Consider the following 26,228-nt stretch of genomic DNA (forward strand, 5'->3'; position numbering starts at 1 on the left):
CTGATCAGATGTGATAGATGTCGATGACTTGGCGGACGTAATCGTTTTTCAGCACGACTTTCTTCGCCTTGATCAGCGGCTGGTCGCCGCGCAGGTCAAGGGTGTAGAAACTGCTGCCGAAAAAGCTGTCCGTTACCTGGTAGCGAAAGCTCAGGGTGTGCCAGTTAAAACGCACCAGGCATTGGCCTTCGGTCTGCTCGACAATTTCAATGTTGCTCAGGTTGTGAGAGGTACGCGTGTCCGGAATGGTCGCGCTGGAGCGCTCGGTCTTGATGCGAAACACACGGTCTTCAAGGCCGCCACGGTTGCCGTACCAGATCAGCGATATCTCGCTTTGCGGATCTTCGGTCAGCGAGTCGTTGTCGTCCCAGGCCGGCATCCAGAACGTCGCATCAACGGCGTACAGCTCCAGCCATTGATCCCATTGAGCATCGTCCAGGTAGCGAGCTTCGCGATAGAGAAAGTCACGCACAACGTCGTAAATACTCATTGCACGGCCTCCACTGGAATCAATTCCTGCTCGGCGGATGCGGCCTTGAGCATGGTCTCTTGCCAATATTTGTGTTGCAGGACAAACAGGCCCTCGTCTTCGGTGCGCTTGCCGGAGAGCAGGGGCTTGAGGTCGATTTCCTGCGCGGCGGTGTCTGCGCCCTCGACCCAATGTTCTGCACCACGGGACATGTCGTTCCATCCACGCCCAGCGCCATAACCGGTCTGGCAGGAGCGGAACTCTTCCAAATCGTCCGGCGTGGCCATGCCGCTGACATTGAAGAAATCTTCGTACTGACGAATGCGCTTGGCACGCGCCTCGGCGCTCTCGCCTTTGGGGGCGATGCAATAAATGGTGATTTCAGTCTTATCGACCGAGATAGGCCGAGCGATGCGAATCTGCGAGCTGAACTGGTCCATCAAATACACGTTCGGGTACAGGCAGAGGTTGCGGGAGTTTTCGATCATCCAATCGGCGCGGGCCTGTCCGAAGTCACGTGCCAACTCATCACGACGCTCGTAGGCAGGTCGGTCCTCGGGGTTGGCCCAACGCGTCCAGAGTAACAAATGGCCGTGGTCAAAGGAGTAGAAACCACCGCCGTTTTTTGCCCAGCTACCGGCGCTCATGGTTTTGATTTCTTCGCCCGACTCACGTTGCTTGCGCTGGTTCTGCGTGGCTGCGTAGTTCCAGTGCACAGAGCTCACGTGGTAGCCGTCGGCGCCGTTTTCGGCGGTCAGCTTCCAGTTACCTTCGTAGATATAGGAACTGGAGCCGCGCAGCACCTCTAACCCTTCCGGCGATTGGTCCACGATCATGTCGATGATTTTCGATGATTCGCCCAGATGCTCCGCCAAGGGTTTTACGTCGGCGTTCAAGCTGCCAAACAGGAAGCCACGATAGGACTCGAAACGAGCAACTTTTGTGAGGTCATGGGAACCCTCGCAATTGAAGCTTTCGGGGTATCCAGCCTCGCTCGGATCCTTGACCTTGAGCAGCTTGCCGCTGTTGTTGAACGTCCAGCCGTGAAAGGGACAGGTGTAACTGGAACGATTGCCGGATTTGTGTCGGCAGAGCATGGCGCCGCGGTGGCTACAGGCGTTGAGAAAAGCGTTGAGGACACCGTCCTTGTTGCGCGCGATGAAAATCGGCTGGCGCCCCATCGTGGTGGTCAAGAAGTCGTTGTTGTTGGGAAGCTGGCTTTCGTGGGCAAGGTAAATCCAGTTGCCTTCGAAGATGTGCGTCATCTCCAGTTCGAACAGACGCGGATCGGTGAACATCTCCCGTTTGCAACGGTAGATGCCCTTCTCCTTGTCTTCTTCAAGCAGGGCATTCAGGTAATCGTTTCCCAGGGACATGGCCAGGGCCTCCATTGTTATTGTTCAGGCCCGGTCAGATTAGGCAGACAATTCAGGAGGAAATATCCGATTCCTGCAGATCGCTATCCATTTTGCGCAGCCGTCGCGCAGGATGGATCAGCGGCACCAGCGCGCCAGGATGGCGCGTTCAAACGCGTGATTTGAGGGTTTGCGAAGGAAGCTCGCCGAACTGCGAACGGTAAAGCTCAGAGAAGCGGCCCAGGTGCAGAAAGCCGTAGTCCAGCGCCACTTCAGTCAGGCTGCGGACCGGGCAACTCGGATCGCTCAGGCACGCTTGAATGCGTTCCAACTTGCGCTGGCGAATGTACTGCAAGGGTGTGATACCCAAGTGGCGCTCGAACAGCACGTACAAGGACCTGGTGCTCATGCTGACCTGTTGTGCCAAGTGCTCGGCGTTCAAGTCCTGTTTCAGATTCCGGTCTATGTGATCGAGAATGCGGTCGAAGCTGGCCGATTGTGATCCGGCGCCTTCGCGGCTGACGTTAGTCGTCATGAGCGACAGCAGCTTGCTGCCGATTATCTGGGCGTAATGCTCTTGTACCCGCATGATCGGAGTACTGGCCTCGGACTCCTGGCAAATCATCGCCAGCAAGCCAGGAAACCCTTCCAACTCATCCAGCTGATAGTGGTTACGCAGAAAACGTATGCCCGTCGCGGGCCGCAACCATCGCAGCTCATCACATATCGATTCAAGCAACTGAACGGGCAACTTAACAATGAATTTTTCGCAGTCCTGGGAGTACGTCAGGTCGACAGGATCGTCTGGATTGATCAGCAGCAATTCGCCCGGGAGCAGGTATTGCTCATGCTTATAGCCTCGCCACAAACAATTGCCGCTAAGCAACACCTGAAGGTGGTAGACGCTTTCCAGTGCAGGCGACGTGACACGCACGCTTCCGCCGTAGCTGATGCGGCACAGATCCAGACCGGCGAATTTTCGATGGTTCAGGCTGGCCTGGGGGTGGGTGGTTCGAGAGAGACCGATGCGATGGGATCCAACGTGCAAGTTCACGTAGTCGGACACCGCGTAAGGATCCGCATCCCGAAAAATGCTACTGCGCTCACTGAGCAGATGGCTATCCATCGCACCGGCACTCGAGGTTGCAATTATTAGAGTCATTACGCTCACCCGAAGTGAAACCTGCGCCTGGCGTGATGTGAATGCCTCCAGGCTTGACGGCGCGTCGGCAATCACACGCCCCCTTGGGACTGACGATCCAGCATCCCGCAATCCGAGTGTACACCCACTTGATCATCAGACTTTGAACTGCGCCATCAGCTGCTGTTGATGATTGGCCAGATGGTTCAAGGACTGACTGATCTGAGCGGATTTCTTGGATTGATCAGACAGCGACTCGGTGACATCACGAATCGATGCCACATTTCGATTCACCTCCTCCGCCACCGCACTCTGCTCCTCGGCCGCGCTGGCGATCTGCAAGTTCATGTCATTGATGATGGAAACCGCGCCGCTGATACGCTGCAGTGCCGTCACGGCTTGCACGACCTGCCCCGCGCTCCCCTGGGCCTGCTGGTGACTGTTGCTCATCGCGTTGACGACTTCGTTCGTACCACGCTGCAACGTCTCGATCACCTGGCGGACCTCTTCGACCGAATCCTGGGTTCGTTTCGCCAGCCCCCTCACTTCGTCGGCCACAACCGCAAATCCCCGACCCGCATCACCGGCCCGCGCAGCCTCGATGGCCGCGTTCAGGGCCAACAGATTGGTTTGCTCGGCGATCGCTCGTATGACCTCCAGCACAGAACCAATCTTGCCGCTGCTGGCCGCCAAACCTTCGACCTCTCTGACCGCAAGGCTCATGTCTTTGGCCAAGCCATCGATCAGTTGCGTGGTTTGCTGTATCACCGCCAGGCCATCGGAGGTCGCCTGCTCCGCGCCACGAGCCGCTTGCGCAGCCTGGGCCGCGCTGTTGGCCACATCATGTGCCGTTGCGCTCATTTCCTGCGACGCGGTGGCCACCTGGTCGATTTCCCTGAATTGGTGCTCCATTCCTGTACTGGTCTGCTCAGACAGTGTCGCTGACTGATCTGCGGTTGCGCGAGCATCATGCACGGACGCCTTCACGTCCCGGATTATCGGGTGCAGTTTGTCCAGGAAACGATTGAACCAACCCGCCAACTGGCCCAGTTCATCGCTGCCCTGATAGTCCAAACGTCTGGTGAGATCACCCTCTCCGCTGGCGATGTCGCGAAGCATGTTAGCTACGCTCAGGATCGGCTTACTGACGCCGCGGGCGGTCAACCACAGCACAACCAGCCCCAACAGCGCCACGCCTGCGGCAAGCCCTGTTTCCCATAGCGCACCGGACAGGCTTCGCTGATCCAGTTCCTGATGCAGCGCAAGCGCCGGCTCCAGCAAGATGGCTCGCGGAACCTCTATCACCAATCCCCAAGGTTTGCCTTCAGGGATCACCCTCAGCGGCTCCAGGATACGCAGGCTAGTGAGCGTGTCCATGGACTGAGACTTACCTGAGCTCAACATCGCCAGCAGGTCGGCCCCATCCTCCTGGACGCTCTGCAATGGGCGACCGAGCGAGCCTGGATCATGACTGTCGCCGGCGACCAAACCGGCGGAACTGACGATTCGCAACGTCCCCCGACCGTCGTAGAGCTGCCGGCTGCCATCCAGGCTCAGCTGTTGCAAGCGACTCAGGCTGATGTCCGCGCCAATGATCGCTACGACTTTTCCTTTTTCAATCAATGGAAAAGCGAGCGTGGTCATCAGTAGAGGTTGGCCGGACGTATCATCGAAATAAGGGTTGAGCACGCATGGCTTGAGGGTTTGCCCTGGGCAGCTGTACCAAGTATTGAACGGAGTGCCATCCAACATGGCCGTGGTATCGGCGATGATTTTCTCCGGCACCGCCATGTAGCTGTCCGTCGAATCCTTCTGGCTCCAGTAAGAAGCAAATCGGCCTTTCTCGTTACTGCCCGAGGTAGATTCATCGGTAAAGCGCGCATCCTGGCCGTCCAGTGCATCAGGGGCGAACACCACGTACAAGCTCAGCAGCGAAGGATTGGCTTTAAGGCCGTCGTGTACCAGTTGATTCAAATCCTTGCGCAGCTCCTGGGGATCGGCGCCATGCTTGGTTGCTTGCTCTCGAAGCTGTTGGACTTGTCGAGTGAACTGGTTGCCATAGTTAGAGATGTCCGAAAAAAAGCGCTGAGTAGTCTCAGCCTGCTGCTCGCCACGAGCCTCCATGCGGGCCCGGGCTGCCGCCTCAAGCATCTGTGAGTTGGCTGATTTGACCAATGCCAGACTGGTGTCCATGCGATACAGGGACGTACCCACCAACAGTACGACGGTACACAGCAGGCAAAATCCCGCCAACAGTGTGATTTTCCACTTGATGGAGACACGCGCAAAACGCATAGATACCTCCCCGTACCCGGGATATTTTTTTGTGGGGCCAAATCAATTGCTCAACATGACTGATTGATGTTCCTGCGCGAACAACATCTCTTCAGCCAGTTCTTCTTTCAGGCCCAAAGTAATCGCAACACTCGCCCATCAGGGAAAGCGCCTCTTGGAACTCCAGAGCACAGCCCTCCCGCAAAAGAATGTTGGCTAAGTGCCCCGCCACCCGCGCTGCGCCCAGGCTGGCTCCCGCCATGCCCTCCCCGGCCTGTTCAGGTGAGTTACTCCAGGCGCCAAACAAACGAGGTCCCAGGCGCGAGAGTTGCTCCCACTTGCAACGCGCATCTCCGGTGCCACCTATCACGCTCTCGTAACCCGCCGGATAACACGTGCTGCCCCGGGCCGGACTGGCCGCAACAACCAGCACTTTCTCAGCACCGGCGTTATAGACGGCCTCACGCAAAGGCGCGCGATCAGCAGCAAGCCCCAGGCTCATGCAAACAATGTCCACTCGATAGGAAGCTGGCTGCGAGACAAACCAGTCGAGCGCCATGGCAACCTGAGCGGCGGTTGTTACCGGCCGCTCCTGAAACACTTGCGCATGGGTAATGATTGCTTGAGGGCAGCTCTTGCGAATCACCTTCGCAACGATCGTTCCATGGCCCAGGCGATCCGGTACACACGCCTCGACCCGCCCATCGGGAAGAAAAGCCAGAGAGCCCTCGACGTCCATCAAGGGGCCTCCGCTGTCAATCACGCCTATGCGGACGGCCATTACTGAACCGTGAACAATCGCAGGGCTGAGTTGTTCGACATATTGGGATTACCGGGTAACTTGACCTCCCCGACCTTTTCCAAGCTCGCGCCGTCATAAATAAGCAGATCGCCACCCGCACCGCCAATCCAGACATATTTGTTATCGGAGCTGACGGCGACGGAATAAAACGTATGAGGAAGACTTACTTGCTTGAGGGGCTTGCCACTCTGTTCCAAGTCGAAAGACTGAAGCACGTTATAAACCGCATAGGCACGCTTTTGGTCCGGGCTAGCCGCCATGGAAAAATAAATGGTCTGGGTGGGTTCAATATCGTTCATGTGCAACTTGCCCTTCTTCAGATCAAGGGTAAGCAGCCCCGTTTGGAATGTTTCAGGGGACGCGGGGTCTTTATTGCGCAACTTGACGTAGTACGGAGCGATCATGAGCTGAGAGTTGTCGTACTGATACCAGACGTTCAGCATATCGGGGGGAAAATGATCCTTTTGCGACCATTTCTGGATAGGCAACTCTTCCAACTGTTTTCCCGATTCGACATCGAATACATACATATCCTTGCCCAACGCATAAATCTTCTTCCCGTCAGTCGAGTACATCAACATCGTCACTTGACGAGGGGCAGGAGCTGTTGATTTCAACGTCAACGTTTCCGCGTCGTATAACGCAATGCGCGTGGGTTGGACTTTGAATTCGTTGCGCAAGTGTTTTACCGGATTCTGATACACCGCGAGCGTCTTGCCGTCAGGCGAAAGATTCATGCCCCACGTCGCCCAGACACGCTCGTCGGCTTTGCTCATGTCTAATCGGAGCAGATTTTTTCCCGTCTCCATGTCCATTTTTATGACGCTTTGGCTTCCATTCGCCAAGACGTATACATATTTGGCATCAGGGCTTACTGCGGAAACAATTGGCGTAGCGCCGCTGTTCTCAACGACAAACTCTTTGAGGATCTTGCGGTTGTCCATGTCCACAACGAACACTTTGTCAGGGTGCGCGACCACCGACAAAAAATCTTTTGCCACGGCAGGCGTTGCGCCGCCCATTGCAGCGATTACCGACAGCACGGCGAAGCAGGATGACTTTATCATTATTATTAGCCCTTGGATTCGGGGAATACAGAGTTCAGGTTGCGCCAATCTTGGGTGGGGTCCGCAGTGTCTTTGCCCCACGTTGGGTAAGTTGACATCGTGTCCGGAACTTGCGCAGGCCACCAGCAAGGATCGGAACAGGCGTACAAGTCTGCTTCCATGGGCTGGCACAGGTTGGAAACACCACCGAACCCATCAATTTCCCAGCCCGGATCGAAAGAAGTCGAACAGCCTACCAAGGCGTTCATCGCCACAACTTCTTCTTCACGACCTTCGGCGTGAGCTTCAACAAAGGCCTTGGCCTTGGCATTGGCGGGAGTCAAATGTTTCATACTTTGGCGCTCCGTGGTTCGATATGATTACGGAAGAAGCTAGGATTACTTTTCATTATTCGCACGTAAGATTCGATTCCGAAATCTACCCAGTCGCGCAACAAGTCACAGTAATGATAGACAGGAGCAAATGGATCACCTTGTTTCGCATAAGACTCGTGATAACACCCGCCCGCACAAATAGAGCGAATACGACATGTTTTACAGCCGAAACTACTGCGGTCTTGGGCGCCTTCAATGAACGCCGCCAACTTAGGCACATCGATACCGCGATCAACGTTGCCATAGGTCGGTTGATCAGACCCTACGAAACGATGGCATAGATGCAGGTCGCCATCCTTATCAACGGCCAGCAATCCCAGACCGGCACCACAGGGCACGACTTTTTTAGTGCCCTGTGCAATATCTGTCAGCAACTGGTGCATGTTGGAAAAACCGATATTTTCGCCACGGCAAGCCGCCTCGACATACCGTCGCCCCAGGGTCTTCATATCGTTGAACACTTGCTTCAGCGCATCGTTATCCAGATTGAACGATGCAATTGGACCCGAAGTCGCTGGGCCGAACCCAACTTCAGCAAATCCCAGTTCGTTCTTCAGGTGATCATGGATACCCAACACATCGGTAACGCCGCGGGTCAGCGTCACCCGGACGCCGACCGCCCGCGCCGTATAGCGCGACAGCAACATCCGCACCTTACGCGCCACCACGTCATAGGTTCCGTTGCCGCCTACCGTAATGCGGTTGGCATCGTGCATGGCTTTCGGTCCGTCCATCGATACCGTCAGGCCAAAACGATGTTCGTTGAGCCAATCCACCATAGATTCTGTTAACAGCGTGCCGTTGGTGGTCAGCGAAAAATCGATCTTCTTGCCCTCTTGCGCCGCTCGGGCTTCGGCGTAAGGCACCATCTCGCGAATGAGTGGGTAGTTGGAAAGCGGCTCACCACCAAAAAACACAAGATTGACCTGGTCCCGATTCTTAGCCTGTTTGAGCAACATCTCAAACGAGGCCTTGGCGGTTTCAAAGCTCATCTTGACGCCCTTCGAGGGCGTCGTGAGGTCTTCCTTGTAGCAGTAGGTACAGGAAAGATTGCAGCCGGTATTGACGTTAAGAACAATGGTCGAAAGCGGTATCTCATCAACCTTGGCGATCACGCGAGGCGCTTCGACAATACCTGGCTCACGCAGGATATCCAGGTCGATAAAACTACTAATGCACTCTGCCAAGCTGTCCGGGGAATGCCGGGCGCCAAGCTCGGTGCGCATGACCTCGCTGTCGACGCTATCAAAGCGACTGAACAGGTCGTATACATCGCGACCAACCCCATCAAGCTCGAAAAGGCTGCTGCTGGGGACATGCATCATCATGGCATGACCATCCACATCTATTTGATGCGCGTTATGCCGAATAAGGGTAAGCGCTGTCATGGGAGCCTCAACGAATAGGAGTGTCGACGAAACGCTGGACGGTGACATAGAGATGCGCCTCGCCCGGGAGAGGTTTGCCGTTGTCATCAACGGTGGCGATCACCTTGAGATTGCCAAGGTTGTTGGTAGACATCGGCCGTTCAGGATTGAGACCCGCGTCCGCTGGCGTGAAGCGGCCGTTCTGTTCGATGGAGCCTGCGTACTTAGTGTCCTGCATCTTCGCAGCCCCTTCGTCCCAGTTGTCCACCACCCACGAAGCGTCAAAGGTCCCCACACGGATGTCGTCAGCGGTTCCCAGTTTTCGGTCGGCTCCTTTGAGCAAGCCGATTGCCTCAAACTGCGCGGGAACCTTTGCGATGGGCCCACCATTGCCGCCCACCCGAGCGATAGTTTGTTCAGGCTCAACGCGTACACCGTCAAGCTTGGAAAAAACCACCAGAGGCGCACTTGCCTTGCCCACGCTGACCTTCACAGCCCCCCAAGGCTTTTCCGAGGAAAGCTTCATCACGACTTTAGTATCGCTCTGAGAAACAATGGTCCCGGTAACGCCTTTCGGTAGAACCGGCTTACCCGACAGACCCACCCCGACGAACGTGATCTCACTCTCTGTCCCGGTTCTGAGGTAAGACGGACTGACAGCGAGAATCCGAGGCGAGGCATCGACAGGTGAAGCTATGAAGCGCCCGCCAATGACCTCATTGGATTTTTCGAACCAGCGGCCTGTCAGTGATCCGTCTGCATTGAGGGCAAACACTTGCCGGATTTCCTGCTTGCCGTCGCTTAACGTCGCGCGCCACTCACCCTCGCCCAGCAACACTCCCCGGCCTTGATACGTCGCAGAGCCTGCTTTGTTATCGAGGGTCATTGAAACATCGTAGCCCTCCTCCCCCGCCTTCAATGACAACGTACCCGAATAGTCGCCGCTTCCTGGCTGATGACCGGTCACGACCCAACGCTCGCTCAATTTGGCATTGGCTACTTTGGGTGCCTGACCCAGTGGGTAGTTTTTCGCCAGGAATGGTAGGACCTCGCCATTAACATAGGTCCACCAATCCCGGTCACGCGCCATGGCTTGAAGTTCCAGCGTCGGGAACTGCCCCAAATGGAAGTTGAGCAACTTCTCCCAGTCCGCAGGGGTTCGACGTTGCAAGGCGACCCGCGCATAGGAGTGACATCTGGAGCAGGTCTCGGTCATCATTTGGTTAGGCGCCACGTCTGTTGCGACGGGCTCCTTCTCCAAGACGTAGCGACGCCCCTCGGTTTCCTTCACGCTCAGCCCGCGTGTCTGGGCCAGATATCTCACGACCGCAGTGCGGTCATCCTGGCTCAGCGGAACATGATGGTTGCGCATCATCCGCACGACCGTCATATCCCAGGCCTCCGGGGTTTTACGCACGGCGTCTATACGCTCGAAACTACCATCGGCAGCAATGTGACAACCGGCGCACATGGTATTTAGAACCTGTTCCCCTGTTTGTTGTGCTGCCGCAAACGGGGCGATAGCGAGCGCCAACACCGTACTACATGAGATGAACGCAAGGCGACGGAGTGGTTTCATCGATCAGAATTCCTTTGGCTCTTCACAGGGGACAAAGCCCATGCTGGCGATTTTTTTATAATATTGTCTTTAGTTTTTGTTTTATCGCACTCCAAAACCCGGGGTGGCTCAGAGTGTCTTTTTATTCAAATACATATTCCGTGCCATCTCGCACAACACGCTGATTTATATAGATAAAAATGAAAAAAACATGACAAGGAACAAGGGAAGTGATCTATTTCTGAACACAGTGTTCAACGCTTATCAGGGTGCGATACACGCCTAAGTAGCGGTGCATAACCTCTGTTCAATTGGCCGCTTGAGGCGCAAGAATGATTCAGAGATGGGTTAGAGCGTGTATCCGCGCCGTTCGGATACAAACATTGATGAATGCAACCAATAACCATCACACCAAGAGGGGGCCAGGGATAACCCCCTCAATCCGAATGGCACAACAAACTATTCCATTCTCAGCTTACGATAGATAGTGCCACGAGCAACGCCGAGCTGCTGCGCAGTCGCTTTCACGTTGCCGCGATTGGCATCCAGCGCATCTTGAATCTTCTTCCTTTCAAATTCCTTCAACGATTTCTCATCACGCTTCTCTTCAGGCTGCTCCAAGCCTGGAAAGTGTTCCGGCAGGATCACGAGCCCTGCGCCAGCCAACGCCACAGCCAGCCGGATCACTTGCTCCAGTTGCCTGATATTTCCGCGCCACTCCTGGTTCTTCAGCAGTTCCAACGCGGCGGGATGAATCGCACCTCCCTGATAGCGCTGGGTCAATTTGGTGATGATATCTTCCATATCCTGCCGCTGACGGAGGGCCGGAATCCGAACCTGCACGCCATTGAGGCGATAAAAAAGATCCTCTCTGAAACGATGCTCCTCAATAAGCTTATGGATATCGCAATGGGTCGCGCTGATAACCCTTACATCGACTGGATGTCGTTCTGAGCTGCCAAGACGGGTCACCTCCCTCTCTTGCAGTACACGAAGCAGCCGGGTCTGTAGATTGAACGGCATATCGCCAATCTCATCGAGCAACAATGTCCCGCCATGCGCTTCTTCGATACGACCTTTCGCGCCGCCTCGACGTGCCCCTGTAAACGTTCCCTCAACGTAGCCGAACAACTCCGACTCAATCAGATTCTCAGGTATGGCAGAACAGTTAATGGCTATGAACGGAGCGCCTGGATTCAACGAGTCGTGAAGTGCCCTGGCGAATACCTCTTTTCCCGTACCCGTTTCGCCCTGCAAGATGATGGGAATGCTCGCCGCGAAGGCTTTCGAGGCCATGTTGAATTGCTGATTGAGCGCAGGATCGTGTCCGACCCCAGGGGATGTATGGCGCAAACGAGCAGCAGGCTGAGCGCCGCCAGGCAACGATAACGACTGGGCATAAACCGAAGACCCGTCGTTCAGCGCTATCAGACTGGGTGAGTTCACGACTATGGACTGTGGCCCACGCTCAAAAAAGCTATCCCAATCCAATGAGGACTCGACTGGCGCAGAAGCATCGATGCCCAATATCTTCTTTGCAACTTTATTGGCGGCACAAAATCTTCCGTTCTGATCGAAAGCGACCAATCCCTGGAAAGGTGTTCCGATCAATCTTGCGTCAAACTGAAGTGCTACGATCTGGCAATCCACCAACCCCGAATACAACCTGCTTTCGATGGCCATGGACGCGATCTTTAGCTGCTCCAGAACAGCAGTCGCATTGCGCTGGCCGATACCGGTTATGTCGATTGCACCCACCAGCTCCCCACGCACACCGAAAACGGGTACGGATACGCAGAAGAAATTTTCAAATTCTTTTAAGTAGTGCATGCCGCCGCAGACGATAAACGGCTGCTGCTCATGGAGTGTGCAACTGGGCGCGGTGGTTCCGATATCCACTTCATTGACGCGCTTTCCCACTTTCAGTGAGTCCACAACGTCGGGCTGGGACGCGTGTTTGGCATAGACGATCACGCCTTCGAGGTTGACACAAAACAATGCCCAGTCTTGCCCTCCGAATATTCCCCACAGCCTGTCGAGTTCAGGTTGAGCGCAAGCAGCCAAACGCGAATCCGAACTACTCAACTCGTGAGCGCGCCAACGTCCAGTCAGCCGCTTATCCCAGGGTGAGAGCCCTGCTTTCCTGGACCGCTCCCAAGAACTGGCTACGGCAGGTGGCAGTAGATCCGCCGGCAAGGAGTGTCCATCCAGAAAGCGACGCCGAACCTCATCAAGGCCATGCATGTCTCTTATATTCATGTGTTGACCGCTCATTACTTTTCTACATTCTTGTATGTTTTTATCATCAATAATGACCGGCCGCATATAATTACATAGCATAAAAAAGCGCCCGTTCAGAACGGGCGCTTTTTTCTTCAAGATCTTGCAGTTATGTTCGATCCAGCGCCTTACAGGGCATAAGGAGTGGCCTCATCCTTGATGGTCAACCATTGCCATTGGGTGAACTCTTCCCAGTTCGCCGCCCCTCCCACGCTCGCGCCATTTCCAGACGCGCCCCAGCCACCGAATGGATTCACCACTTCGTCATTGACTGTCTGGTCGTTGATATGAAGCATACCGGTCCGAAGCTTGTCACCGACCTTCATCGCACGGCCAATGTTCGAACTGATGATGCCGGCAGCCAAGCCGTATTCTGTGTCGTTAGCGAGTCGTATTGCTTCCTCGTCAGAGTCAAAGGGCACGACAACCGCGACGGGTCCAAAAATTTCTTCACGGAACGCGGGATTGTCCGGTTTGACATCGCTGAGCACCGTCGGCTGGAAGAAAAGCTCTTCGTAACGCCCGCCCACTTCGAGTTTTGCACCGGCCTGCTGAGCCTCGCGGACAATCTTGGCCACTTGATCGCGCTGGTGTGCATTGATAAGCGGCCCGAGCGAGACCTTTGTCGTGGCGGGATCACCCACCGAGAGCTTGCCCACTTTGGCAGTCAGCGCTTTGAGAAAGGCCGGGTACAGGCTGCGCTGAACTAGAATGCGCCCAGTAGCCATGCAGATTTGCCCCTGGTGCAAAAACGTCCCCCAGATGGCGTTGGCGACTGCCAGGTCGAGATTCGCATCGTCCAGAATGATCAACGAATTCTTCCCGCCTAATTCCAGCGACACCTTCTTCAGATTGCGGCCAGCCGCTTCGCCGACTTTGCGACCTGCGGCGGTCGATCCGGTAAATTGGATCATTGCCACGTCTGGCGACTCAACCAGCGCTGCACCCGCATCGCCCGCACCCGGCAGGACGTGGAGAACGCCCTTCGGCAGCCCAGCAAGCTCAAACAAGCGCCCAATGACCAGCCCGCCGCTAACGGCGGTACGGGGATCGGGCTTCAGCACGACACTGTTACCGACGGCCAACGCAGGCGCGACCGAACGCATCGCGAGGTAAAGCGGAAAATTGAAAGGTGAGATGACTCCTACCACCCCCAATGGACGACGCCTGGCCAGGCTGAGGCGACCGGATCCCGGAGCATTGGGCAAGACGTCACCCTGGCTTTTCCCAGGCATCATGGCGCTTTCCTGCAACGCTTTTATCGTTACACGGGTTTCAAATGCCGCTTTTAACTGAGTCGAACCGCTTTCTCTAACCAACCACTCGACGATATCGCCAAAATGCAGCTCTGCGATTTCCGCCGCTTTACGCATGATTGCGGCACGCTCTTCATAAGCGGTGAGAAACCAATCGGTTTGTACTTCATTAGCCACGCGAGCCGCCGCTGAAACCGACGCCGCGTCAGCCATGCCGATGCAACCCAACGATGCCCCCGTTGCGGGCTCTATGACCTGACTGACGTTAGGAGAAACATTTATCCAAGTACCGTCGAAAACACAGTGACTCCAGAGCTCCTCTGGCAGAAATTTTAAAGTTTTATTCATGACGTTACCTATGTAAATTATTTTTAGGGCGGTGCTATGTCTGGAACTCCTTCGGTAACAGCACAAGGCGTGCCAATGCCATTTCAGGATCACACACGAAACTTTTTGTTTAAGGCTTGCACACCGACAAAAAAATGTGTTCAACAATTGAACACCTGTGGCCGCGCGAACATATTGTGTCGGCGGCGCATAGTCATCATGTTTCGCAAAGTTATTAGCGAGGAGTAACTTTTTAGTGTCTTTTTTGTATTCGCTCACTGCTGATCAGTAACACTAATTCAGACGGGCCTGTAGCCCTGCGACAACAGCCAGCTTCGAACCCCACGCCTCTGCGCTTCCGTCAAGCCGGCAAGCACCTGCTCGTGCGGCTCCGAGCGCAACCGTTGCACAAGCGGCGCCAGCTCGACCCCCTGCACCTGCCAGGCACCCAAGGGTTGATCCGGGGTAATCACCACCTGCGCCTCAACCACAAACCCGTCACACAACACAGGCGCACGCTCAATCTTCAGCGAGTCGAAATCCGCTTCGGCATGAGCGGCCACCGCATCCGGCCACTGTCTGCGAGCAAGCCAGAATGGTTGGTCTTGCCATCGCTGTTCGTCAAGGTAGAAGTCCCGACCGATCCTCGCGAAACGCATGAACAATTGTTCGACTCGTTGCTGATGAAACCGCTGGGCCAATGCCGCTCGCTCGGGTTTACACAGCAACGTATTGATCACCGTTGGTGCCTGCAGTGCAGAGGATAATGACTGGAATATGCCGTTTCCCGAGAGCGGATCCACCGCCATCGCAGCATCACCGACCCGTATCCAATGATCGCCACAGACCTGTGGATTCAGAATTGCCGTGCTGCTGCGCGCATGCACTTGCACATCGATCTGACGCTGCGGGCCAAAGAATGCTTGCGCAGCAACCGAATCCAGACGTCGCTCAAGACAATATTGAAGTAGATCGCGCTTATCAGGCAGGTCGGCACTGGCGACATCCAGCGTCCACTGCCAATAACATTGGCCATCAGCTCGCCGAGCCATCCATACCCAACCGTCCTTGAGGCTTTCTACTGCGCTGGCGGTGGCACCCGGCCGACCTTGCCATCGATTGAGCAAGCTTACGGTCTCCGGCCCACGTACACCTTTACCGAGTGAGGGGGCCTGGCGTCCTCGAGCCTCTACCAGGAAGTCCGCCCTGATTGCACCATGGCCTTCGACCTCAATGTTGTGCCCCATTGTTGAGGTTTTTATGTTCAGCACGCGTCCGTCTATCAGCTCCACCCCGGCCACGCGCAAGTCTTCCCGCAGCCCTTTATCGAATGTCGGACGGTCCAATAAGTATTCTATGTTTTGGACATGTTGTTGACCGTTCCATGCGACCTGGCGCTGTGAAGGTAATGTCGCGTCGCCCAAGGCATGATGAAATCCCGCGCTGTGCAAAGCCTCAAGCACACGAACCGAGACGCCCTCCAGCGCTGCAAATCTTCGCCACTCGCTGACCATCGAGACCGGATAACCTAACCGTCGCAACCCCAGCGCCACAGCCGCTCCGGCCGGCCCGGCACCGAGGATGAGTATTCTGGCGCCGGTCATCGGTAAGGCCTCTCGCCCCGGCACATGAACGGATACAAGGAAACCGCTTGAAGCATCATGCCGATCCTCAATCAGATTTCGTGCTGGACCGATTTAGGCCTCAACACGCCGTCGAGCAACTCAAAATGCAGATCTGCGTTGGCCAGCGTTGAAGGGCGATGGCTGATCAGGATTCGCGTGCGCCCGGCAAACAATCGGTCGATGGCTTCGATGACTTCACGCTCGGTGGCTTCATCCACCGCAGACGTGGCTTCATCCATGACCAGAATCATCGGGTCCTGAAGCAGCGCCCGAGCGATTGCGATGCGTTGTCTTTGTCCGCCAGACAATTGTTGACCACGTTCACCCAAAGGACTATCGAGCCCTTCGGGCAGTGACGCGATCAAGCTGTCGAGCTGCGCCAGTTGCGCCACTGCGATTATGGCTTCCCGACTGGCGTGCGGCACGGCGTAGGCCAGGTTGTCGGCGAGACTGCCACGAAACAACACGATGTCTTGGCTGACCACGGCAATCCGTTGCCGTAGCTCGAACAGGTCCAGCTCTCGCAGGTCGATTTCTCCCAACAGCACCCGCCCAGCCTGTGGATCGAGGTGGCGCTGAAGAAGGTCTATCAATGTCGATTTACCCACCCCGGAGCCACCGCTCAGCGCAACTTTCAAGCCATAAGGAATGCACGCATTGACACCGTGCAGCGTGCTGAGACGACCTGGATGGGTGAAGTGAACGTCATCGAAGCGCAACTTCCCTTGGGCGGGCATCGGCTTGGGTAATACAGGGCTGAGGACAGTAGGCTCTTCGCCGCGTAGCTCCATGACCCGCCCGAGACTGACCGTCATCCGTTGTATCGCAACATAAAGGCCCAGCAGGCTCTGAACTGGTCCCACCGCCATCCCCAGGTAAGTGGAAAACGCGATCAACGCACCGAGTTGCCATGTGCCTTGAACCACCCAGTAGCCTCCCAAGAGAAAGGCACAGGCACGCGCCAATGACGTTAATGTTCCCGGAACAGCCTGCGTAAAAAACTCCGTAATCTGCAGCTTCAGCAATTGCTGCATATAGCCCTGTCCCAACGCTTCCAATCGATTCGATTCTCGCTTTTGCTGACCGGCCGATTGAATGAACTTCATCACTGGCAGTGTCTCGACCATGAACGACGACACGTCCGCAGAACATTCACGCAATCGCCTTACATCGCGCTCGACTTTGCGGCGCATCCAGCGCAACCACAGGATGTCGAAAGGAATCAGCACCAGAACCAGCAACGAAAGCTTCCACGACAGCGTCACTAACATGGCTACCGCACATATCAGCCCGACCACGCTCGATACTGCTGAAAACAATGAGTCCACGGCAAAGCGCTGGACTTCAGCGACATCACCATCTAGCCGTGACATCACATCACCGATGCGTCGTTGAGCATAAAAGCTCGGCGACAAGGTCTGCAGGTGTCGATAAAGGTCGTCACGTAGCGAAAATAAAATCCGTCCGGACAAGCGTGTGTGCAAGTAACGATTCATCCCCGAAAGCACTGTTCCGAGTATGCCTGCGACGATCATCAGGCTTGCGATTGTTACCAGCTTCGGAAAGTCTCGTGCGAGCAAACCATCGTCGATCAGGAGTTTCGTCAGCCAGGGTTGCAGCAACACCAAAAGCGAGGCGCAAACTGACAAGCCGAGCAGCCCGACGATGGCCAGTCGATGCGGACGTACAAAGCTGTAAAGCCAACGCAACGCAGCCAGCAACGACTCTGGATGCTGGCTGTCGATCAGCCGAGAAATCAGTCGCTGCATCGAACAGCTCCGCATGGCACAAAGGTTTTTATTTTTACCATGGTCAATCCCTGCGCGAATGTCTTATGTAGATCTGCGCTTTCAACCATCACCTTGAAAGCAAATTATGAGCCAGCCTGTCAATCGACCAGTGTGCACGCTCGCGTACTATGCTCCCTAGCCTTCCTCCCGCCTAAGGCCAGTTGGCGCCTTTGTGCCTGATAGCGCCAGGCACGCCCCATGCTTAGCGCAGTACGTCGACCACCACCAATGCATGCAGTCCGCAAGGAGATTCAGGAAGGCTCATAACAGAAATGCTGATGCCCCCGGCTGCCGAGTTATGGAGAACAACAAGTGTTCAGAAACTGAACACATTTCGTTGATTACTCAACCCGAGGTTCGACCGTCATGGTCTGCACAATCCAGAAAATCTCAAGCGAGAATATCAGCAGGTGCGCTTGCAAGATCTGCTGGCGGCTAATCAATCGCTGATGACGGTTTATCTGATGAAGGCAGAGCTCAAAGCCCTGTGGTCACCCACCACCACCTGGGGCTGGCGATCAGCCTGGAAGCAGTGGCTACGCCTGGCTGATGAAAGCGCGATCCGGCGCTGAAACAGCTCGCTAAATGCTGAAGGGGGTACTGGTGCGGCATCCTGAGCAGGGTACGGTGGCCGATACACACGTGGCAGTTGGAAGGTGTAAACCATATTCAGGACGTGACAAAGAACCAAAAAAAAGCCACTCATCTGAGTGGCTTTTTTCTGAATCTTGGAGCGGGAAACGAGACTCGAACTCGCGACCCCGACCTTGGCAAGGTCGTGCTCTACCAACTGAGCTATTCCCGCGTCTTGGTGTGGCGCATTGTATAGATTCCAATTACGCCGTCAACCCCTTGATTCAAAAAAGTTTTATTTCGGCTCTACGTCAGTCCGCAGATGCGGCCAGGCGGCGCGCAGGTATTGGACCATCGACCACAGTGTCAGGCCGGCAGAAAGCATCAGCAATGCGTAGCCCAGCAGCACCCAGAAACTGAAATCCGAGGGGTTGGCCAGCAGGATCACCAGCGCCAGCATTTGCGCAGCGGTTTTCCATTTGCCCAGGTTCGATACGGCGACCTGGGCACGGGCGCCCAGTTCGGCCATCCATTCCCGGAGTGCCGAGACGACGATTTCGCGACCGATGATCACTGCCGCCGGCAGTGTCAGCCAGAAGTTGCCGTGTTCCTGCACCAGCAGCACCAAGGCCACTGCGACCATCAGCTTGTCGGCCACAGGATCGAGGAAAGCGCCGAAGGGCGTGCTCTGCTCCAGGCGTCGCGCCAGGTAGCCGTCCAGCCAGTCCGTTGCGGCGGCGATGGCGAAGACCGAGGCGGAGGCCACGTAGCTCCAGTGGTACGGCAAATAGAACAGCAATATGAAGATCGGGATGAGCAGGACGCGTAGAACGGTAAGCAGGTTTGGGATATTCATCGGCACAACTGGCTGCGAGGTTGACGGGCATTCTACTCGCTATGCAGGTTTGCATAAATCGACTCAGCGAGCTTTTTACTGATACCGGGAGCTTTGGCTATCTCTTCGATGCTGGCACGAGACAGTTCCTGCAATCCACCAAAATGTTTCAGCAGGTCGCGACGTCGTGTCGGGCCAACCCCTGCCACACCTTCCAGTGTAGACGTACGGCGGGCTTTGCCACGGCGGGCGCGGTGCCCGGTAATGGCGAAACGGTGGGCTTCGTCGCGGATCTGCTGGATCAGGTGCAGCGCCGGCGAATCCCCTTTCAGGGTGAATTCATGGGCCGCATCGTTCAGGTACAAGGTCTCGAAACCGGCCTTGCGCGTCGCGCCCTTCGCCACCCCCAGCAGGATCAGGTCGGGAACCATCAATTCATTGAGTACATCGCGGGCCATGGACAATTGGCCCTTGCCGCCGTCCACCAAGAGGATATCCGGCAACTTGCCCTCCCCGTCCTTCAGCTTGCCGAAGCGGCGCATCAGCGCCTGGTGCATGGCGGCGTAGTCGTCGCCCGGGGTGACGCCTTCAATGTTGTAGCGGCGGTAATCGGATTTGATCGGGCCTTCCGGGCCGAACACCACGCAGGAGGCCACGGTCGCTTCGCCGCTGGAATGGCTGATGTCGTAGCACTCCAGCCGTTGCGGCGGCTCGTCCAGGTTGAGGACATCGGCCAGGGCGTCGAACCGTGCCGCGACGTGCTGGCGGTTGGCCAAACGCGCGCCCAAGGCCTGTTCGGCGTTGGTCACCGCCAGTTGTTGCCAGCGCGCCCGCGTACCGCGCACCCGGTGGCTGATGGTCAGTTCGCGACCGCGAAGCGTATGAATGGCCTCGATCAATGCCGGGAAGTCCTCGTGGACCACGTTGACGATCAATTCGCTCGGCAAGTCGCGTTCCGGACTGCTGACGTAGTACTGGCCTAGAAAAGCCGACATGACCTCGGCCACGTCTTCCTCGATACCCACTTGCGGGAAGAAGTTCTTGCTGCCCAACACCCGGCCGCCGCGCACGCTGATCAGGTGGACACAAGCACCGCCCGGGTTAATGAAGGCGGCAATCACATCGACATCGCCGCTACCGCCTTCCATGCTCTGCTGGTCCTGCACGCGGCGCAGCAGGCCGATCTGGTCGCGCAATTCGGCGGCCCGTTCGAACTCCAGGTTGACCGCGGCCTCTTCCATCGCGGCCGACAACTCATCGGTCAGCGCGTTGCTGCGGCCCTCCAGGAACATCACCGAGTGACGTACGTCCTCGGCATACACTTCGGGCTCCACCAGCCCGACGCAAGGTGCCTTGCAACGCTTGATCTGGTATTGCAGGCAAGGCCGGGTGCGGTTCTTGTAGTAGCTGTCTTCACACTGGCGCACGAAGAATGTCTTCTGCAACAAGCCCAGGCTTTCGCGAATCGCCCCGGCGCTGGGGTAAGGGCCAAAATAGCGGCCCTTGGCCTTCTTCGCCCCGCGATGAATGCTCAGGCGCGGAAACGCCCCGTCGGACAGGAACACGTACGGATAGGATTTATCGTCGCGCAGCAGGATGTTGTATGGCGGACGCCATTCCTTGATCAGCGTCTGCTCGAGCAGCAAGGCCTCGGTTTCATTGGCGGTGATGGTGGTTTCGATTTGCGCGATGCGCCCCACCAGGGCCGAGGTCTTCGGCGCCAGGCCGGTCTTGCGGAAATAGCTGGCCAGGCGCTTCTTGAGGTTCTTGGCCTTGCCGACATACAGCAGGCGCGCATCGCTGTCGAACATGCGGTACACGCCGGGGCGACCGCTGCAGGTGGACAGGAACGCGCTTGGATCGAACAGGTCAGTCATTGTCAGGCGCTGGCGTCGACCATGCCGTGACGCACCGCCAGCAGTGTCAGCTCGACATCACTGCTGATCGAAAGCTTCTCGAAGATACGGTATCGGTAGGTATTGACGGTTTTAGGTGACAGGCACAGCTTATCGGAAATGATCTGCACTTTCTGACAACCGACAATCATCAGGGCGATCTGGATTTCCCGTTCCGACAATGCATCGAAAGGTGATTCAGTGGTGGGCTGGAACGACTTGATCGCCAACTGCTGGGCAATCTGGGGACTGATGTAGCGTTGCCCGGCAAAAACCAGACGAATGGCCTGCACCATTTCGTTCAAGCCGGCCCCCTTGGTGAGGTAACCCGCGGCACCCGCCTGCAGCAAACGGGTCGGGAATGGGTCCTCTTCGCAAACGGTCACGGCCACGACCTTGATGTCCGGATGGCTGCGCAACAGCTTGCGCGTCGCTTCGAGACCGCCGATGCCGGGCATCTTGACGTCCATCAACACCACGTCGGGCTTCAGTTCACGCGCCTTGATCAGGGACTCTTCCCCGGATTCGGCCTGGCCAACCACCTGCAAGCCGTCGATATCAGCCAGCATTCGTGTAATGCCCGTACGGACGAGATCATGGTCATCGACCACTAGCACCCTAATCAAGCAGACACCTCACGATTTGGTCTTATTTGGATTGGATCACACCTTAGCAAAAAGCGTTCGCCAGACCTAGCGCAAAGGGACATATAAAAGTTACAGCACGTCTTTCCAGACACGCGCTCCAACGCCTCAAGCGCCAGCATTACGCTGCATCCTCAGGAAACATTCATCCTCACCCATGACCCGCAATCCCATGCGCTCGTAGAGCACCCTGGCCGGATTATCCTTGAAAACCGTCAGGCGCAAGGCCGGGCGACGCTCTTGCGCAACCATTTGCCAAACCTGTCCGATCGCCCAGGTACCGGCGCCCTGGCCACGGAATGCCTCGCCCATCTGCAATTCGCGGATGTACAGCGCCCGGGCATCCCGGCTGAGGCTGACAAAACCCAACGGCAGATCGTCGCGGTAGATGATCCAGTTCTGGCGGATGGCCCAGGCCAGGTCGAAGGCTTCGTCCTGCCACAACAAGTCATGACGCAGATAATAGGGCAGCATGTTCGTGCAGGTCAGTTGCCGGGCGAAGCCAATATCCCCAGCGGTTGCCTCACGCCACTGAAAACTCATGAATACCTCGTCGAAGGCCAGGACCAACCCACTCGCTGCCAAGCGGCGCAAAGCCAAATTCTGTCACAAAGCCCGGCAGACTCAAGCCAGCCCAACAATTTCATGCCCCCGATAGAATTTTCTGATTGAACCTGCGCCTCGCCCTCGAGTAAGCTCGGGGCCATTCATCGGAGACAGACCATGCTTAACGCCCTCCTACCGCTTCAAACCGCCAGCGCCCCGCGCTCGGTTGCGGCTGCGCAGGCGAACGGCGTTCAAACTCCGGCCAACTTTTATTTTGGGTATTGGTTTAGCCACTGGCGCGCCTGATACCCAACCGGCGCCCATTTTAAACGGGTCGCCTTCCAGAGTTTTCCAAACCCCCGGTCGGCCTCCCGACCGGGGGTTTTGTTTTTCAGGCCCCGCCACATTCGCAGCACCAGACACTTGAGGATCGAACGATGAACTACGCCACTTATTACCGTTACGACAGCTTTACCGCCTGGCGATTTACCAGCCACCGCTCGGGACAGCCTGCCGCCTCCGATCGGTCACCTACCGGTGGCATGCCTGCTTTGCCGGCCAGTACAACCCACTGTCGAACACCCCAATAGGGCCGGCGCGCGGGAACGAACCCGCGGCCCGTCCAGGAAGCCAGATCATGAATTCGTCCGTCTCCGCTTTGCCGCTGTCCACGCTCAACCCAGCCAACGAAGCCCTGACCCTGCGTCTGCCCAGCTCGTTGCAGCTCAAGCACCAACTGCCCCTCAGCACCGTACTGAGCCAGCAAGTAAGCGCTCATCGCCAGGCGATCCGCGCAATCCTCGACGGTGAGGATTCCCGTCTGCTGGTCATCGTCGGTCCTTGCTCGATCCACGACCCGAAATCCGCCCTCGAATACGCCGCTAACCTGGCTCGCCTGTCCGATGAAGTGAGCGACAGCATGCTGCTGGTGATGCGCGCCTACGTGGAAAAGCCCCGCACCACGGTGGGCTGGAAAGGCCTGGCCTACGATCCCGGCCTGGATGGCAGCGATGACATGGCCGCCGGCCTCACGCTGTCCCGCGAGCTGATGCGGGAAGTGCTGCGGCTAGGCTTGCCCGTTGCCACCGAACTGTTGCAACCCATGGCTGCCAGTTACTTCGATGACCTGCTCAGTTGGGTCGCTATCGGCGCGCGCACCACCGAATCGCAGATCCACCGGGAAATGGCCAGCGGCCTGGGCATGCCGGTCGGCTTCAAGAACGGCACGGACGGTGGTGTCGGCATTGCCTGCGATGCCATGCGCTCGGCCGCCCACCCTCACCGGCATTTCGGCGTCGACAGCCAGGGACATCCGGCGATTATCCAGACACCGGGCAACCCCGACACCCATCTGGTGTTGCGCGGCGGACATCGCGGACCAAACTACGACCAGCAGAGCGTCGCACAAGTACACAACGACCTGGCCCGCCTCAAGATTCCGGCCCGGATCATGGTGGACTGCAGCCATGCCAACAGCGGCAAAGACCCATTGCGCCAGCCGCAGGTATTCAATGACGTACTGGAGCAACGTCTGCAAGGCAACCATGCCCTCATCGGCATGATGCTGGAAAGCCACCTGTTCGAAGGCTGCCAGGCGCTGGGCCCTTCGATGCGCTATGGCGTATCGGTCACCGATGGTTGCCTGGGGTGGGAGTCCACCGAGCAACTGTTGCGCCAGGCCCATCGCAGATTGCAATCGCCAGCCTGAGTCTCTCCCTGAATGCGCCCTCCTCGGGGAGGGCCTTGCTCAGCCTTGCGCCTTGGAGCGAACCTGGACTGTCACCCACTCGGAACGCTGGGTGACGTCATCCAGGCGTTCGACCTGATAGAACACGCTCACCGATCGGTCGCGCTGGTCCTGCCAGTACTGCGCAGGAATCATGAAAACCAGCGGCTGACCCGCCGTGGCCTCGGTGATTTCGCGCTCACAGACATAGGCGGAGTTTCCATTACACTGCAACCAGACCAACTCGCCCGCCTCGATCCCGGCACCGTCAATGACAATCGTCACCCCTTCTTGCAGGTCGTCGACATCCAGCCAGCCCTCCTCCAGCTCGCGAATCTGGAGCGCCTTCAACGCGGGACGCACCAGCGGACCGATATGTAATGACAAGGGCGCGGCGCGACGCACCGAATGTCCCCGCCTGACGACATAGCTCAAAGCCAGGTTATGCCCCCTATGGGGAACGATCAGCGAATGATCGATCCACAGCGACACCTCGCGCCCCACAGCATGGGCCTCTACCTCCAGTACATCGCGCCAAAGCGTCTTGGCGTTCCTGCTGGCCGTCAGGATCAATCGATCGCCGACAGCCATCCTGGCGTAAGGCCGAATAGTCACCCACGTTCCGTCAGGCACCCGATTCGGATCGAGGCTGCCGCCGACCGCATCGTTGGCAACGGCAGGCAGCAGTTGCGGTGCCACGTCACCGATATTCAGTTGCAAGGGCTCTGAAACCAGCGTGGCCGGCAGCCGTTTACCCGTAACTTGATAGCAGATATCCAGGGAACCACCGTCCAACTCGGCGATATGTGGTTCGCGCACGACGAACACAACGTTTCGCCCCACTTGCCGCTCCGTTACGAACCCGGTCACTTCGTGCCGGTAGGGCTCGCCATCGTTATTGAGCCCGTGCCAACGCAGCAGCACCGCGTCCCCGCAGGTCATCATGGGATAAGGCCTGACAGTGATGACGGCCTTGCGCCAAGCGGGGTCGATCACCCCATCCTTGGCCGCCGCCAGGATCGGTGGAGGCAGCCTCACATTTGATAAGGCGCGTGATTGTTGAATCGATATGTAGGTAGTCATGTACAGGCTCCAGTCCTTGGATAAAGGCAACGCTGTTCCGTAGCGGTACCTGGAGAAATCATTAAAGCCCAGCCAGCCCAAACCTGCAGTCGGACAAGACGACAGCGCGCGTGATCTTCTTTCCCTTGAAGCTGTAGCTGCCGAACGACGGCGCCTATCGGAAGAATCCAGGTACTTTGCCCGTCATTCGACCTCCCCGCCTGATTCTTCCCACCTTTTTTATTCCGGTTTCAGCAGGCCCCCTCGGCTTCCTCCTACACCGACGGCCAGGAGCCTGCATTAGAGTGAGGAGGCGAATTCAAGATGAACCTCTTCGAAAAAGGTACGAACATGCAACGGAATGCAATCACTCGATTTCCTATCCTGCTGGTCCATGGATTGTTCGGGTTTGACCGGATCGACGGCTTCGAACTCTTCCACGCCATCAAGCAGGCACTGCGCAACGGTGGCGCCCGGGTGTTCATCCCGCACCTGTCCGCCACCCACTCCAGCGAAGCCCGGGGCGAACAACTGCTGGCCCAGGTCGAGCGTGTCCTGGCGGGAACCGGCGTCACCCGGGTCAACCTCATCGGCCACAGCCACGGAGCCCTGGCCGCCCGTTATGCCGCCGCCCGGAACCCCGAAAAAATTGCCTCGGTCACCTCGGTCAGCGGTCCCAACCATGGCTCCGAACTGGCGGACTTCCTGCACAAGGCACTCACCCCGGGACGCCTGCCGGAGCGCGTGGCAAACACTGTCGCCACGCTTTTTGCCGACTTCACCTGCCAGCTCAGCGGCCAGCCGCAGCTTTCACCCTGTGCCGTCGCCTCGTTGGCAGCCCTGACCACCGAAGGTGTCGGGGCGTTCAATGACCGATACCCTCAAGGTTTACCCAAAAACTGGGGTGGCAGCGGGCCCGCCGTGGTCAACGGGGTGCGCTACTATTCCTGGAGCGGCACGCTGCAACAGCCTTCCTGCGCCACGACATCCACGGAGCGTTTCTGCCGGGCATTTTCCGAGTATTTCATTACCGAAGCCGGGCAGAACGACGGCATTGTCGGACGTTTCAGTTCGCATCTGGGCAAGGTCATCCGTTCCGACTATCCGCTGGACCACCTGGCTTTGCTCAACCCGACGGCCGTCCCTGCGTCCAAGGGCGCGGACCCGGCGATGCTGTATGTGCGCCACGCCGAACGCCTGCGCAACGCCGGTCTTTGATCGCCGGTGGCCTGTACTGGATGAATCCGGTAGGCTCAATGCCT

Annotated in this window: 21 protein-coding genes, 1 tRNA gene and 1 pseudogene; 3 read left to right on the forward strand and 20 right to left on the reverse strand. The window is 57.1% G+C overall.

Features of this window, described 5'->3' with window-relative positions; translation table 11 throughout:
* Positions 1-4: 4 nt before the first annotated feature.
* The 14 genes and pseudogenes from benB to N4Q37_RS00685 form a co-directional block, all read right to left on the reverse strand.
* Positions 5-490 carry a benzoate 1,2-dioxygenase small subunit gene (gene benB, locus N4Q37_RS00625; protein WP_260954461.1) on the reverse strand — a complete coding sequence of 162 codons (486 nt, stop codon included), beginning with the start codon at positions 488-490 and terminating at the stop codon, positions 5-7.
* The gene (gene benA, locus N4Q37_RS00630) at positions 487-1,845 is read right to left on the reverse strand and encodes a benzoate 1,2-dioxygenase large subunit (RefSeq protein ID WP_260954462.1); all 1,359 of its coding nucleotides are present in this window, start codon (positions 1,843-1,845) and stop codon (positions 487-489) included. The genes benB and benA overlap by 4 nt, the downstream gene beginning before the upstream one ends.
* A 148-nt stretch (positions 1,846-1,993) precedes the next feature.
* Positions 1,994-2,950 carry an AraC family transcriptional regulator gene (locus N4Q37_RS00635; RefSeq protein ID WP_260954928.1) on the reverse strand — a complete coding sequence of 319 codons (957 nt, stop codon included), beginning with the start codon at positions 2,948-2,950 and terminating at the stop codon, positions 1,994-1,996.
* A 171-nt stretch (positions 2,951-3,121) separates the two neighbouring features.
* Entirely contained in the window at positions 3,122-3,877 is a 756-nt protein-coding gene (locus tag N4Q37_RS27720) for a methyl-accepting chemotaxis protein (protein ID WP_390897880.1), read from the reverse strand.
* Between the two features lie 102 nt (positions 3,878-3,979).
* A pseudogene (locus N4Q37_RS27725) lies at positions 3,980-5,260 on the reverse strand (PDC sensor domain-containing protein); the annotation flags it as partial.
* Positions 5,261-5,351: 91 nt separating this feature from the next.
* Positions 5,352-6,020 carry a subtilisin-like serine protease QhpE gene (gene qhpE, locus N4Q37_RS00645; protein ID WP_449301158.1) on the reverse strand — a complete coding sequence of 223 codons (669 nt, stop codon included), beginning with the start codon at positions 6,018-6,020 and terminating at the stop codon, positions 5,352-5,354.
* Positions 6,020-7,108, reverse strand: a complete 1,089-nt coding sequence (gene peaD, locus N4Q37_RS00650; RefSeq protein ID WP_260954466.1) for a quinohemoprotein amine dehydrogenase subunit beta — start codon at positions 7,106-7,108, stop codon at positions 6,020-6,022. The genes qhpE and peaD overlap by 1 nt, the downstream gene beginning before the upstream one ends.
* A gap of 5 nt (positions 7,109-7,113) precedes the next feature.
* Complete coding sequence (qhpC, locus tag N4Q37_RS00655; protein ID WP_011334374.1) at positions 7,114-7,440, reverse strand: quinohemoprotein amine dehydrogenase subunit gamma; 327 nt, start codon at positions 7,438-7,440, stop codon at positions 7,114-7,116.
* Positions 7,437-8,870 carry a quinohemoprotein amine dehydrogenase maturation protein gene (peaB, locus tag N4Q37_RS00660; RefSeq protein WP_260954467.1) on the reverse strand — a complete coding sequence of 478 codons (1,434 nt, stop codon included), beginning with the start codon at positions 8,868-8,870 and terminating at the stop codon, positions 7,437-7,439. The genes qhpC and peaB overlap by 4 nt, the downstream gene beginning before the upstream one ends.
* A 7-nt stretch (positions 8,871-8,877) precedes the next feature.
* Positions 8,878-10,428, reverse strand: coding sequence for a quinohemoprotein amine dehydrogenase subunit alpha (gene peaA / locus N4Q37_RS00665; protein WP_260954468.1), 1,551 nt, complete (start codon positions 10,426-10,428; stop codon positions 8,878-8,880).
* Positions 10,429-10,866: 438 nt separating this feature from the next.
* Entirely contained in the window at positions 10,867-12,786 is a 1,920-nt protein-coding gene (locus tag N4Q37_RS00670) for a sigma-54-dependent Fis family transcriptional regulator (RefSeq protein ID WP_260954469.1), read from the reverse strand.
* Between the two features lie 29 nt (positions 12,787-12,815).
* Positions 12,816-14,291, reverse strand: coding sequence for a benzaldehyde dehydrogenase (locus tag N4Q37_RS00675; protein WP_260954929.1), 1,476 nt, complete (start codon positions 14,289-14,291; stop codon positions 12,816-12,818).
* A gap of 278 nt (positions 14,292-14,569) precedes the next feature.
* Positions 14,570-15,874, reverse strand: a complete 1,305-nt coding sequence (gene qhpG / locus N4Q37_RS00680) for a flavin-dependent monooxygenase QhpG (RefSeq protein WP_260954470.1) — start codon at positions 15,872-15,874, stop codon at positions 14,570-14,572.
* A gap of 71 nt (positions 15,875-15,945) precedes the next feature.
* A complete protein-coding gene (locus tag N4Q37_RS00685) occupies positions 15,946-17,664 on the reverse strand; it encodes an ABC transporter ATP-binding protein (RefSeq protein ID WP_260954471.1) in 1,719 nt (572 codons plus the stop codon).
* Positions 17,665-18,101: 437 nt separating this feature from the next.
* Here N4Q37_RS00685 and N4Q37_RS00690 point away from each other — a divergent pair, with 437 nt between their 5' ends.
* Positions 18,102-18,257 carry a DesA/ISL3 alpha bundle tail domain-containing protein gene (locus N4Q37_RS00690; RefSeq protein WP_260954472.1) on the forward strand — a complete coding sequence of 52 codons (156 nt, stop codon included), beginning with the start codon at positions 18,102-18,104 and terminating at the stop codon, positions 18,255-18,257.
* A gap of 157 nt (positions 18,258-18,414) precedes the next feature.
* Here N4Q37_RS00690 and N4Q37_RS00695 read toward each other — a convergent pair.
* From N4Q37_RS00695 to N4Q37_RS00715, 5 genes are all read right to left on the reverse strand, one after another.
* Positions 18,415-18,490: transfer RNA gene (locus N4Q37_RS00695), tRNA-Gly, on the reverse strand.
* A 63-nt stretch (positions 18,491-18,553) separates the two neighbouring features.
* Entirely contained in the window at positions 18,554-19,114 is a 561-nt protein-coding gene (gene pgsA / locus N4Q37_RS00700; protein ID WP_260954473.1) for a CDP-diacylglycerol--glycerol-3-phosphate 3-phosphatidyltransferase, read from the reverse strand.
* Positions 19,115-19,146: 32 nt separating this feature from the next.
* Complete coding sequence (uvrC, locus tag N4Q37_RS00705; protein WP_260954474.1) at positions 19,147-20,970, reverse strand: excinuclease ABC subunit UvrC; 1,824 nt, start codon at positions 20,968-20,970, stop codon at positions 19,147-19,149.
* 2 nt (positions 20,971-20,972) lie between these two features.
* Complete coding sequence (gene gacA / locus N4Q37_RS00710; protein ID WP_238964382.1) at positions 20,973-21,614, reverse strand: response regulator transcription factor GacA; 642 nt, start codon at positions 21,612-21,614, stop codon at positions 20,973-20,975.
* Positions 21,615-21,740: 126 nt separating this feature from the next.
* On the reverse strand, positions 21,741-22,175 hold the full coding sequence (locus N4Q37_RS00715; RefSeq protein ID WP_260954476.1) for a GNAT family N-acetyltransferase: 435 nt from the start codon (positions 22,173-22,175) through the stop codon (positions 21,741-21,743).
* Between the two features lie 640 nt (positions 22,176-22,815).
* On the opposite strand from N4Q37_RS00715, the gene N4Q37_RS00720 reads away from it, so the two are divergent.
* Positions 22,816-23,886 (forward strand): 3-deoxy-7-phosphoheptulonate synthase, encoded by a 1,071-nt coding sequence (locus tag N4Q37_RS00720; RefSeq protein ID WP_260954478.1) that lies wholly within the window; start codon positions 22,816-22,818, stop codon positions 23,884-23,886.
* A gap of 39 nt (positions 23,887-23,925) precedes the next feature.
* On the opposite strand, the gene N4Q37_RS00725 is transcribed toward N4Q37_RS00720, so the two are convergent.
* Complete coding sequence (locus N4Q37_RS00725) at positions 23,926-24,987, reverse strand: hypothetical protein (RefSeq protein WP_260954480.1); 1,062 nt, start codon at positions 24,985-24,987, stop codon at positions 23,926-23,928.
* A gap of 330 nt (positions 24,988-25,317) precedes the next feature.
* Between N4Q37_RS00725 and N4Q37_RS00730 the strand changes: the two genes are divergently transcribed.
* Complete coding sequence (locus tag N4Q37_RS00730) at positions 25,318-26,184, forward strand: esterase/lipase family protein (RefSeq protein ID WP_260954482.1); 867 nt, start codon at positions 25,318-25,320, stop codon at positions 26,182-26,184.
* Positions 26,185-26,228 lie beyond the last annotated feature (44 nt).

The organism is Pseudomonas citri, from assembly GCF_025336485.1.
Classification (GTDB): Bacteria; Pseudomonadota; Gammaproteobacteria; order Pseudomonadales; family Pseudomonadaceae; genus Aquipseudomonas; species Aquipseudomonas citri.